This is a genomic window from Paenirhodobacter ferrireducens, assembly GCF_004022265.1.
Lineage (GTDB): Bacteria > Pseudomonadota > Alphaproteobacteria > Rhodobacterales > Rhodobacteraceae > Rhodobacter > Rhodobacter ferrireducens.
In genome coordinates this window covers 24678-36343 of record NZ_SAVB01000017.1, presented here as the reverse complement: position 1 = coordinate 36343, position 11666 = coordinate 24678, and the positions used below count along the sequence as shown (strand labels likewise).

Here is an 11666-nt window from a genome sequence, read left to right as displayed (position 1 = left end):
GAATCCTTTCCGGCAGCCCTTGCCCCTTTGCCGGGCCCCGCCGGGATGCTAGCGATGGCGGGGGAGGAGAGAGGATGACGGCAGAGGACACCCATGCGCGGCTGATGGAGGCCGGGCTGAACATGATCGGCCAGGCGCTGTCGATCTATGACAGCGAGTTGCGGCTGGCGGTGTGCAACCGGCCATTCGCGCTGATGTTCGATCTGCCCGAGGCGCTGACCCGTCCGGGCACGCCATTCGAGGACACCATCCGCTTTCTCGTGACCCGCGGCGAATACGGGCCTGTCACCGATCTCGAGGAGGCGGTGCGGCTGCGCGTCGCGCAGGCGCGGACCTTCGCGCCGCATTACATGGAGCGCGCGCGGGCGAACGGCCGCACGATCGCGGTCGAGGGAGCGCCGCTCGCGCAGGGCGGCTGGGTCACGGTCTATACCGACATCACCGAGATCAAGCGTCAGGAGGGGTTGCTGCGCGCCCGCTCGCAGGAGCTGTCGGTGCAGGTGCTCGACCATGCCGAACGGCTGGCGACGGCGAACCGCGAGCTTGGCGCGACGAATGCCGCGCTCGCCGAGACGCAGCGCGAGCTGACGGCGATCGAGGCGCGCACGCGGCAGGTGACCGAGATGATGCCCGCCCATATCGCGCATGTGGACCGTGGGCTGATCTATACCTTCTCGAACCGCAAGCTGCCCTCGGTGATGCCGGGCGCTGTGCTCGACCCGGTCGGCCGCCATGCTTCCGAGACGCTGGGGGCCGACACCTTCGCGCGGCTCGAGCCCGGCTTCCTGCAGGCGCTGGCCGGCGAGGCGAATGTGCGCGAGATCACCCATACCCCGTCGGGGCGGCGGGTGCGGGTGGCGCTGACCCCCGATCGCGATGCGGCGGGCGAGGTGGCCGGCGTCTATATCCTCTCGACCGATGTCACGCACGAGGCGCAGGCGCGCGCCGCACTCGCCCAATCGGCCAAGCGCGAGCTCGCGGGGCATCTGACCTCGGGGCTTGCGCATGATTTCGCGAACCTGCTCACCGTCATTCTCGGCCTGCAGGGGCGGCTTGCGCGCTTGCCCGACCTGCCCCCCGCCGCGGCCGAGATCGCCCGCGGCACGCTGGCCGCGGCGCGGCGCGGTGGCACGTTGCTGGACCGGATCGCCGCGATTTCGGGTCGCCGCGCGCTGCGCCCCGAAGCGGTCGAGTTGCGCCCGCTGGTCGAGGATATCGCCGCGATGGCGCGCCCGACGCTTGGCGATGCGATCCGGCTCGAGACCTTCGTCGGCGGGCTCGACCGGCCGGTTCTGGTCGATCCGGGGCAGCTGCAGGACAGCCTGCTGAACCTGCTTCTGAACGCGCGCGACGCGATGGGGCCGCGCGGCGGAAAGATCCGGGTCGAGCTGCATCCGGTGCGCGACACCTGGGTCGAGATTTCCGTCACCGACACCGGCCCCGGCTTCTCGGCCGAGGCGCTCTCCCGCGGGCTCGATCCGTTCTTCACCACGAAGGGCGGCGAGGGTTCGGGGCTTGGCCTGTCGATGGTCTATGACCAGACGAAGCTTGCGGGCGGCACCGTGCAGCTCGAGAACACCGAGGAGGGCGCGTGCGTCACCCTGCGCCTGCCGCTGCGGCCCGCCGGCGCGCCGGCCGCGCCGATGCTGGTGCTGCTGGTCGAGGACAACGACGACATCCGCGCCGATGTGCGCGAGATGCTGCGCGGCCTGGGCCACACGGTGATCGAGGCGGCAAGCGTGACCGAGGCCGAGGCGCTTTCCGCGCTGCCCGATATCGCGATGGTGCTCTCCGACATCCAGCTGCCGGGCGAGGCGACGGGCGTCGACCTCGCACGCCGGCTTGCGCCGCGGGTGCCGGTGGTGCTGATGACCTCGCTGCCGCCCGGCGATCCGCTGCGCGCCTCTGCCCCCTGCGCGGTGCTGCAAAAACCCTTCTCCGCGCGCGAACTCGCCGCCCTGATCGACGGAGCCCGCCGATGACCGCCCCGCATGTCGCCATCCTCGACGACGAGCCGGAGATCCGCCGGATGCTGTCGGACGCGCTCGAAGAGGCCGGGTTCCGCACCACCTGCTATGCCCGTGCGACCGAATTCGAGGCGGGGCTGAAGCGTGCCCAGCCCGATGTCTGCCTGGTCGATCTGGGCCTGCCCGACCGCGACGGGCTGGCACTGGTGCACCGGCTGGCGCTGGAACAGGGGGCGGCGATCATCATCATCTCGGGGCGCGCGCAGGTGCATGACCGCGTCACCGGGCTGGAACTCGGCGCCGACGATTACATCATCAAGCCCTTCGACCCGGCCGAGGTGGTGGCCCGCATCCGCGCCCGGTTGCGCAAACCCCGCGCCGAGGCGGCGCCGGCCGCCCAGAGTGCCGATTTCGCCGGCTGGCGCGCGCAGTTCGACCGTTATGTGCTGACCGATGCCGGGGGCCGCGAGACGCCGTTTTCGCACGCTGAGGGCGAGGTGCTGCGGCTCTTCCTCGAAAGCCCGAACCGGCTCATCACCCGCGCCCAGATGCAGGAGGCACTGGGCAGCGGGGCCGGCGAAAGCTTCGACCGGGCGATGGATGTGCGGATCTCGCGGCTGCGCACGAAGCTCGGCGAAGATCCGAAGAACCCGCGTCTGATCAAGACGATCTATGGGGCGGGCTATATCTTCCTGGGCGAGGTGCGCTGGAGCTGATTTTGCGCTGGCAATGCCGGCGCGCTTCTGATTCCCTTGGGCCAGATCCCTGCGGAAGGCACTGCCATGCTGACCATCCTGCTTCATCGTGCCCCGGCGCGCGCCTTCTATCGCGTGGAAATCTCCGACAACCTGTTCGGCGAATACACCGTGCTGCGCGAATGGGGCCGGGCCGGGCGGCTTGCGGGCGCGCGGGTGAACTGGTTTTCCAACCTGCGCGACGCGGTGCAGGCCGCCGATCTCTGGCGCGGGCGGGCAATCTCGCGCGGCTACCGGCTGAGCGAACGGCGCGCCGCGCGCGGCTGAGGAGGGCGGCGATGGCGATGATCCATTGGTGCGGAACGGGGCTGAGCTCGGGGCCGGGGCTGCGTCGGCTGATCGACGCGGGGCGCGCGCTCACCGTCTGGACGATCGAGCGGCCGCAGGCCGAGGCGCTGCTTGCCGGCCGCCGCGCCCGCATCGCCGAGTACAGCCTGCCCGCGCTCGAGGCGACATTGCGGCCGGGCGATGTCGTCGTCTCGATGCTGCCCTCCGATCTGCATCCGGCGCTTGCCCGCATCGCGCTGCACCGGCAGGCGCATTTCGTCTGTGCCTCGGAGCTGACGCCCGAGCTGCGCGGGCTTGATGCGGCGGCGCGCAAGGCGGGCGTCGCCGTGGTGGGGGAGGTCGGGCTTGCCCCCGGCATCGACCATCTGATGGCGCATGATCTGGTCGCCGATTACCGTGCCTCGGGGACGATCGCTCCGGGCGATACGGTGTCGTTCCACAGCTATTGCGGCGGCATCCCGGCGCGGCCGAACGCGTTTCGCTACAAGTTCAGCTGGTCGCCGCTTGGTGTGCTGCGGGGGCTGAAATCGCCCTCGCGCTCGATCCGCCATTTCACCGAGCTGCGTCTGGCCCATCCCTGGGAAGGGGTGATGCGCTATGACGCGCCTCTGCCGCATCCCGAGACCTTCGAGGTCTATCCGAACCGCGACAGCCTCGGCTACATCGGCGAATACCGCTTCGATCCGAGCTGGCGGATCGAGGATTTCGTCCGCGGCACGCTGCGACTTCTGGGCTGGGCCGAGGCCTGGCAGCCGGTCTTCGCGGCGCTCGGCGATACCTCCGACGGGGCGGAGCGCCGCCTTGCGCAACTCGCCGAGCGGCTGTTGCGCGAGAACGGCTATGGTCCGGACGAACCCGACCGGGTGGTGGCGGTCGTCACGCTCACGGCGAAACGCGCCGGGCGCGCGGTCTTCGACCGGTCCTGGGTACTCGAGGCGACGGGCGACATCCGTGGCAGCGCGATGGCGCGGCTTGTTTCCGGGACGGTCTCGCTCGCGGTCGAGGCGGTGCTGGCGCATGACATCCCGGCGGGCGTCCACGCCGCGCCGCATGATCCGAAGCTGGTGCAGGGCTGGCTTTCCGCGCTGCAGGTGCAGGCGCAATATCTGGCGAAGGTCGATCATCTGGCCTGACGGGGGGCCGGGGGCGCTGCCCCCTCGGCCTTCGGCCTCACCCCCGAGGTATTTCAGGCAAGGAGAAAGCAGGGCGCGAAACGCCCCAGATACCCCGTGTGAATTTCGTGTCTGCGCAAGAGGATGTGACGCATCGCGCTGAAGACGCCCCCCTGGCCTCAGAACGGGCAGGGCGCGGTGAAGGTCATGTGACGCCCGCCGTCGGGATGGCGCAGGCGCAGGCTTTCGGCATGCAGCATCAGTCGCGGGAAGTCCCGCGCGGGCCCTTCGGCATAAAGCGGATCGCCAAGGATCGGATGGCCGGTCTCCCGCATGTGCACGCGCAGCTGGTGGCTGCGGCCGGTGAGCGGGGTCAGCCGCACCCGTGTCGTGCCGTCCGCCTCGAGCCGCAGCACGCGCCAGTCGGTCTGTGCCGGGCGGCCGTTTTCGTGGTCGACATGCTGGCGCGGCCGGTTCGGCCAGTCGACGCAGAGCGGCAGGTCGACATGGCCCTCCTTCGGCTCGAGATGACCCCAGAGCCGGGCGAGGTAATGCTTCTTCGTCTGCCGGTGCTCGAACTGCAGGCCGAGGTGGCGCTGCGCGTGCGGCGTCAGGCCGAAGACCATCACCCCCGAGGTGTCCATGTCGAGCCGGTGCACCAGCAGCACCATGGGATAGGCCGCGCGCAGCCGTGCGATCAGGCAATCGGCGCGGTCCTCGCCCTTGCCGGGCACCGAGAGCAGCCCGGCCGGCTTGTCGACCACGAGGATCTCGTGATCGGCGTGCAGGATGCGAGGCTGTTCGGTCGTGGGGGTGTAGACGAAATCGGTCATGCCGCCCAGATGGCGCGCCGGCGCGGCGAAATCAAGCTCAGTCGAGGGCGAGCCTGGCCGCGAGCCCGCCGAACAGCAGCGCCGCGACCTTGTTCAGCACCCCCATCCGCCGCGCGAGCCGGGTGCCGAGCCAGCCCGCCGAGGCGCCGTAACCCATGGTGATCAGCGTACCGCCGGTGAAGACGATGCCGCCGAGGATCAGCATCTGCTGCCACAGCGGGCCGATCGCCGGGTCGGTGAACTGCGGCAGATAGGCCAGCATGAAGAGGGCCACTTTCGGGTTCAGCACATTGGTGATGACGCCGCGGCGGAAGGCGTCGCGGGGCAGGAGCGCGCCGCCCACGCTTTCGGGCGGTGGCACCACCGCGCGCCAGCTCTTCACCGCGATCCACAGCAGATAGGCCGCCCCCGCCCAGCGGACGATGTCGAGCGTGCCGGGATGGGCCGCCACCAGCGCCGCCAGACCGAAGGCGGTGGCGCAGGTGTGGAAGATGCCGCCGATGCCGACGCCGAAGCCCGCGGCCATCCCTGCCTTCGGCCCGCCCTGCAGCCCCGAGGCGATGGCGAACAGCACGTCCGACCCGGGCGTCAGGTTCAGCACCAGCGCGCCGGCCAGAAAGGCAAGCAGCGTCGCCGGCGGAAAGGCCATCAACGTGTCGAGCATCCGGGGAACTCCTTCGGGCGGTCTCGCGCGACGCTAGCCTAGAGCGCGGCCGCCGTCACCTCGACTTCGACGAGGAATTCGGCGCGGGTGAAGCCGGTGACGATGACCAGGGTCGAGGCGGGCAGGTTGCCCGAGCCCTGAAGCCACTCGTCGCGCGCCGCCATGTAGTCCGGGAAATGCGCGCGGTCGGTGACGAAGGCGTTGATCCGGATCACGTCGGCCGGGCCCATCCCGGCCTCGGCGAGGATCGCGGAGACATTGGCAAAGCACAGCCGCGCCTGTTCGCGCACCGTGGGCGGGGCGATGTCGTCGGGGCCGAGGCCGAGCTGGCCCGAGGTCATCACCAGCCGCGCGCCCTTCGGCACCTCGATGCCATGGGCATAGGCGCCGAAGGGCGGACGGATCGAGGTCGGGGCAAGGGCACGCATGGGCAACCTCCGCTTTCTCAGGGCTCCGGTTTCTTCGGCGCGATCCTGCCCCCGGCGCCGGGCGATGGCCATGCTTCCTGACCAAACGGGCAAAATTTTCAGTCTTTGCCGAAAACACGGGCAGGGGTCGGAAAAACCTGCCCAAAGCCGCGGCGTCTTCTGCCGGCGCACGGGTTTCTGTCGCCCCGCCCGCTGAGCCTGCCCGCACGCCCTCCTAGGCTGGCCGCAGAGAATCACACCCCGGAGCCGCGCATGCGCAAGATTGTCCTTTCCCTGCTTCTGACGACCGTCGCCACCGCAGCCTCGGCGAACACCGCGGTGACCTTCGGCACCAACTGGCTGGCGCAGGCCGAGCATGGCGGCTTCTACCAGTCGGTGGCCGATGGCACCTATGCGGCCTGCGGGCTTGACGTGACGATCCAGCCGGGCGGGCCGCAGGTGAACAACCGGGCGCTGATGCTGGCGGGCAAGATCGACTTCAACATGGGGGGCAACCTGCTCGAGGAATTCTCGGCGGTGCAGGAGGGGATTCCGGTCGTCGCCGTCGCCGCCACCTTCCAGAAGGAACCGCAGGTCATCCTGACCCATCCGGGCGTGGCGAAAAGCTTCGAGGACCTCAAAAACCTCAAGCTGCTCATCGGCGATGCGGGCTATGCGTCCTATTATCAGTGGATGATCAAGGCCTATGGCTTCACCGCCGAGCAGCGCGAGGTCTACACCTTCAACCCCGCGCCCTTCATCGCCGATGAGAAGTCGGGGATGCAGGGCTATCTCTCGTCCGAGCCGCTGATGGTCGAGAAGGAGGGCGGCTTCAAGCCCGACGTCTGGCTGCTCGCCGATGCCGGCTATTCGACCTATTCGACGCTGATCGAGACCATGGCCGACACCGTCGCGAAGGAGCCCGAGGTGGTGAAGTGCTTCGTCGATGGCTCGATCAAGGGCTGGTACAATTTCCTTTACGGCGACAACAGCGCCGCGAAGGAGAGGATCAAGAAGGACAACCCCGACATGACCGACGAGCAGATCGCCTTCGGCATCGCCCAGCTGAAGGAGAAGGGCATCGTCGATTCGGGGGATGCGCTTGAAAAGGGCATCGGGGTGATCACCGACGCCCATGTGAAGGACTTCTTCGACAAGATGGTCGCCGCCGGGGTCGTGCCCGCCGATCTCGACTACAAGGCCGCCTACACCACCGAGTTCGTCGGCGCGGGCGTGGGCCTCGATCTGAAGAAGTGATCTTCCGGGGGCGGGCCTATGGTGGCCCGCCCGAACCTTTCCGAGACGAGGCACCGATGGTGGTGACCTGGCGCAAGCCGAAACCGCTGGGCGAGCGGGCGAAACTTCTGGAGATGGCCGCGGTTGACAAGGCCTTTGCCGGGGGCACGCTGGCGCTCCAAGACATGAACCTCACCGTGAACGAGGGCGATTTCATCTCGCTTCTCGGCCCCTCGGGCTGTGGCAAGTCGACGGCGCTGCGGCTGATCGCCGGGCTGATGCACCCGACGCGCGGGCAGATCCGCTGGGAGGGCGGCGAGGCCGAGATCGGCGTCGTCTTCCAGGAGCCGACGCTGATGCCCTGGGCGACGGTCGAGCAGAACGTCTATCTGCCCTTCCGGCTGAAGGGGCAGAGCTTCGTGCAGGTGCGCGACGACATCCATCTGGTGCTGAAGCTGGTGGGGCTCGAGAAGTTCGCCAAGGCCTATCCGCGCGAGCTGTCGGGCGGGATGAAGATGAGGGTCTCGATCGCGCGGGCGATGGTGACGCGGCCGCGACTGATCCTGATGGACGAGCCCTTCGCCGCATTGGACGAGATCACCCGCCACAAGCTGAACAAGGATCTGCTCGAGCTGAAGGAAAAGATCGCCTCGACGGTGATCTTCGTCACCCATTCGGTGTTCGAATCGGTGTTCCTGAGCGACCGGATCGTGGTGATGGCGGCGCGGCCCGGCCGGGTCTCGACCGAGTTGACCGTCGACGCACCCTATCCGCGCGGCGAGGCGTTCCGCACCTCGGCCGATTATGCCGCGCTGTGCCGCACTGCCTCGGATGCGCTCCATGCCGCGATGGGAGAGACCGCATGAGCCTTGCCGATCCCGCCCTTGCCGCAGGCGACACCCCGGTCGATGCCGACGAGCTGGCGCGTGCCCGCGCCCGGCGGCGCGAGCGGGTGCTGCGCTGGCTGCTGCCGAGTGTCACCGTCGCGCTGATGATCGTGCTGTGGGACCGCATCGTCGCCTGGAACGAGATCCCGCATTACATCCTGCCCGGCCCCGGTCTGGTCGCGCAGACGCTGGTCAAGGACGCACCGATCCTGCTGCCGGCGCTTGGCGTCACGCTGCAGATCACGCTGATGGCGCTTGCCGTCGCGGTGGTGGGCGGCGTCGGGCTTGCGGTGCTCTTCAGTCTCAGCCGCTGGGCCGAGATGTGTTTCTATCCCTTCGCGGTGATCTTGCAGGTCACCCCCGTCGTCTCGATCGCGCCGCTGATCTTCATCTATGTCGACAACCGGCTGGCGGGGCTCTTGCTCTGTGCCTGGATCGTCGCCTTCTTCCCGATCCTGTCGAACACCACGCTCGGGCTGAACTCGACCGACCACAATTTGCGCGACCTTTACCGGATCTATGGCGCGACCCGCTGGCAGCGGCTGCGCTATCTGCAGATCCCGACGGCGCTGCCCTATTTCCTCGGCGGTCTGCGCATCGCCGGCGGGCTGAGCCTGATCGGGGCGGTGGTGGCGGAATATGTCGCGGGCACCGGCGGCATCGGCTCGGGCCTTGCCTTCCGCATCCTCGAGGCGGGCTATCGGCTGAACATCCCGCGGATGTTCGCGGCGCTTGCCCTCATCGCGCTCACCGGCGTCGTCATCTTCGCGGTGCTGAGCCTGATCACGCACCTGATGCTTCACAAATGGCACGAGAGTGCCATCAAACGGGAGAATTGATGGATTTTTGCGTTCTGCCCAGCGGCACGTATCGTCTGATCAATCTGAAAACCCCGGCCTGCCTCCTCGGACAAGAGGGCGACCTCGCCCAGATCGACCTGGCCATCTCGGATGGCCGGATCGTCGCGGCAGTGCCGCCCGACGCGCCCGTGGTGGACATGGCCGGCAAGATGGTCTTTCCGGCCTTCGTCGACATGCACACGCATCTCGACAAGGGCCATATCTGGCCGCGCGCGGCGAACCCCGACGGCACCTTCGAGGGCGCGCTGGCCACCGTCGGTGCCGACCGCGTGGCGAACTGGTCGGCCGAGGATGTGCGCGCGCGGATGGAGTTCGCGCTGCGCTGTGCCTGGGCGCATGGGACGCGGGCGGTCCGCACCCATCTCGACAGCCTCGCGCCGCAGGATGCGATCTCCTTCCCGGTCTTCGCCGAGCTGCGCGAGGAGTGGGCGGGGCGGATCGCGCTGCAGGGCTCGTGCCTCGTGCCGATCGACATGGTCGAGGAGGGCGGCCCCTTCGACCGCACCGCGGCGATCGTCGCGCGCTCGGGCGGCGTGCTTGGCGCCGTCACCTATCCGGTCCCCGACCTGCGCCGCCGGCTGCGGGTGTTCTTCGACCACGCCGCGCGGCGCGGGCTGCAGGCGGATTTCCACGTCGACGAGACCGGCGACGCCTCGGTCGCGACGCTGAAGGTGATCGCCGAGGTGGCGCTGGAGATGGGCTTCGACGCGCCGGTGACGGTGGGGCATTGCTGCTCGCTCGCCGTTCAGCCCGAGGCCGAGGCGGCGCGCACGCTCGATCTGGTCGCCAAGGCCGGGCTGAATGTCGTCAGCCTGCCGATGTGCAACATGTACCTGCAGGACCGCACGCCCGGCCGCACGCCGCGCTGGCGCGGGGTGACGCTGGTGCACGAGATGGCGGCGCGCGGCATCAACGTCAGCTTCGCCTCCGACAACACCCGCGATCCGTTCTATGCCTATGGCGATCTCGACATGATCGAGGTGATGCGCGAGGCGACGCGGATCTCGCATCTCGACCACAGCGGCACCGACTGGCCGCGCGCCTTCACCGCGAACCCCGCCCGTGCCTGCGGCTTTGACGCGCCCTCGCTGGCCCCGGGTGCGCCCGCCGATCTGGTGATCTGCCGCGCCCGCAGCTGGACCGAGCTCTTCGCCCGCCCGCAGGCCGACCGCATCGTGCTGCGCGCCGGGCGGCAGATCGACCGCACCCTTCCCGATTATTCCGAACTCGACGGACTGATGACATGAACATTGATGCCGCAAAGGCCGCGCTCGCCCATCTCGAGCTTGACGACAACCCCGCCTCGATCCGCTCGAAAAGCCGGGATTTCTTCTGGTATTCGCCGGTGCTGAAGGCGCGGCTCGATCACGTCGTCGCCGATTTCGTCGTCTCGCCGCGCGACGAGGCCGAGGTGATCGAGGTGCTCAAGACCTGCTACGCCCATGACGTGCCGGTCACCGTGCGCGGCGCCGGCACCGGCAATTACGGTCAGGCGATGCCGCTGGCGGGCGGCTGCGTGATGCACCTGAAGAACATGAACCGGATCCGCGAGATCGCCCCAGGCCGGGTGGTGGCGGAGCCGGGCATCGTGATCCGCGACCTCGACGCGCAGACCAAGGCGCAGTCGGGGCAGGAGCTGCGGATGATGCCCTCGACCGCGGCCACGGCGACGCTTGGCGGTTTCATTGCCGGCGGCTCGGGCGGCGTGGGCTCGGTCCGCTGGGGCGCGCTGCGCGATCTGGGCAACATCATCCGGCTGCGCGTTGTCTCGATGGAGGCCGAGCCGCAGATCCACGAATTCACCGGCGAGGAGCTGCACCGGGTCAGCCACGCCTATGGCACGAACGGCATCATCACCGAGATCGAGATGCCGCTCGCCCCGGCCTATGACTGGGTCTCGACGGTGCTGACCTTCCCCGATTTCGCCGAGGCCGCGCGTTTCGGCGCCGAGCTTGCGGCCGAGGACGGGATCCTGGTCAAGCTGATCACCGTCTGCGAGGCACCGATCGCCGCCCAGTACTTCCAGCGCTTCAAGGGCCATGTGAGCGAGGGCGACAACACGCTCCAGCTGATGGTTGCGCCGCAGTCGATGCCCGCGCTCGAGACCTTCCTTGCGCGCTGGCCGGCGGGAAAGATGATCTTCCGCTCGGACGCGCATGACTGGAGCCGCGACCCGGGCGTCGCCTATGAATACGGCTGGAACCACACCACGCTGCGCGCGCTGAAGGTCGATCCCGACATCACCTATCTGCAGGTGCGCTATCACGGCGCCGATTTTCTCGAGGTGATCGAGGCGGTCCGTGCCCGTTTCGGCGCCGAGCTGATGCAGCACCTCGAGGTGATGCGCGAGCATGGCCAGGTGATCTATGCTGGGCTGACCATGGTGCGCTTCACCACCGAGGAGCGGCTCGAGGAGATCGTGCGCGAGCACGAGGAGATGGGCGCGATGATCTTCAACCCGCACCGCTACACGCTCGAGGAGGGCGGGCGGCAGTCGGCCGATGCGCGCCAGCTTGCCTTCAAGCGCGAGGCGGATCCGAAGGGGCTTTTGAACCCCGGCAAGATGATCGCCTGGGACGTGCCGGACTGGGGCTATGAGAGGATCTATGCCTATGCCGGGATGAGGGCGGCAGAATGACCGGCGCCGGTTCCTGTGG

12 protein-coding genes are annotated in these 11666 nt (G+C 68.7%); 9 read left to right on the top strand and 3 right to left on the bottom strand.

The window, feature by feature from the left end; genetic code table 11:
- Positions 1–74: 74 nt before the first annotated feature.
- The 4 genes from EOW65_RS12920 (at position 75) to EOW65_RS12905 (ending at position 4143) form a co-directional block, all read left to right on the top strand.
- Positions 75–1982: a PAS-domain containing protein gene (locus EOW65_RS12920; protein WP_128150062.1), complete on the top strand. Its 1908-nt coding sequence runs from the start codon at positions 75–77 to the stop codon at positions 1980–1982.
- Positions 1979–2683, top strand: a complete 705-nt coding sequence (locus tag EOW65_RS12915; protein ID WP_128150060.1) for a response regulator transcription factor — start codon at positions 1979–1981, stop codon at positions 2681–2683. Before EOW65_RS12920 ends, EOW65_RS12915 begins: the two co-directional genes overlap by 4 nt.
- Before the next feature lie 66 nt (positions 2684–2749).
- On the top strand, positions 2750–2989 hold the full coding sequence (locus EOW65_RS12910; RefSeq protein ID WP_128150058.1) for a WGR domain-containing protein: 240 nt from the start codon (positions 2750–2752) through the stop codon (positions 2987–2989).
- 11 nt (positions 2990–3000) lie between these two features.
- A complete protein-coding gene (locus EOW65_RS12905; RefSeq protein ID WP_128150056.1) occupies positions 3001–4143 on the top strand; it encodes a saccharopine dehydrogenase C-terminal domain-containing protein in 1143 nt (380 codons plus the stop codon).
- Between the two features lie 158 nt (positions 4144–4301).
- Here the strand turns inward: EOW65_RS12905 and EOW65_RS12900 are convergent, their stop codons facing one another.
- The 3 genes from EOW65_RS12900 to EOW65_RS12890 are packed head-to-tail and all read right to left on the bottom strand — an operon-like array spanning position 4302 to position 6047.
- Complete coding sequence (locus EOW65_RS12900; RefSeq protein ID WP_128150054.1) at positions 4302–4955, bottom strand: pseudouridine synthase; 654 nt, start codon at positions 4953–4955, stop codon at positions 4302–4304.
- 37 nt (positions 4956–4992) lie between these two features.
- Positions 4993–5619, bottom strand: coding sequence for a LysE family translocator (locus tag EOW65_RS12895; RefSeq protein WP_206364065.1), 627 nt, complete (start codon positions 5617–5619; stop codon positions 4993–4995).
- Positions 5620–5657: 38 nt separating this feature from the next.
- Entirely contained in the window at positions 5658–6047 is a 390-nt protein-coding gene (locus EOW65_RS12890) for a RidA family protein (protein WP_128150052.1), read from the bottom strand.
- A 252-nt stretch (positions 6048–6299) separates the two neighbouring features.
- On the opposite strand from EOW65_RS12890, the gene EOW65_RS12885 reads away from it, so the two are divergent.
- Genes EOW65_RS12885 through EOW65_RS12865 form a run of 5 tightly spaced genes read left to right on the top strand, consistent with a single transcriptional unit; the run spans position 6300 to position 11647 of the window.
- Positions 6300–7283, top strand: coding sequence for an ABC transporter substrate-binding protein (locus EOW65_RS12885; protein WP_128150050.1), 984 nt, complete (start codon positions 6300–6302; stop codon positions 7281–7283).
- Between the two features lie 56 nt (positions 7284–7339).
- Positions 7340–8128, top strand: a complete 789-nt coding sequence (locus tag EOW65_RS12880) for an ABC transporter ATP-binding protein (protein WP_240664676.1) — start codon at positions 7340–7342, stop codon at positions 8126–8128.
- Positions 8125–8988, top strand: a complete 864-nt coding sequence (locus tag EOW65_RS12875; RefSeq protein ID WP_128150048.1) for an ABC transporter permease — start codon at positions 8125–8127, stop codon at positions 8986–8988. The genes EOW65_RS12880 and EOW65_RS12875 overlap by 4 nt, the downstream gene beginning before the upstream one ends.
- Entirely contained in the window at positions 8988–10256 is a 1269-nt protein-coding gene (locus EOW65_RS12870; RefSeq protein ID WP_128150046.1) for a cytosine deaminase, read from the top strand. Before EOW65_RS12875 ends, EOW65_RS12870 begins: the two co-directional genes overlap by 1 nt.
- Complete coding sequence (locus EOW65_RS12865; RefSeq protein WP_128150044.1) at positions 10253–11647, top strand: FAD-binding oxidoreductase; 1395 nt, start codon at positions 10253–10255, stop codon at positions 11645–11647. Before EOW65_RS12870 ends, EOW65_RS12865 begins: the two co-directional genes overlap by 4 nt.
- Positions 11648–11666 lie beyond the last annotated feature (19 nt).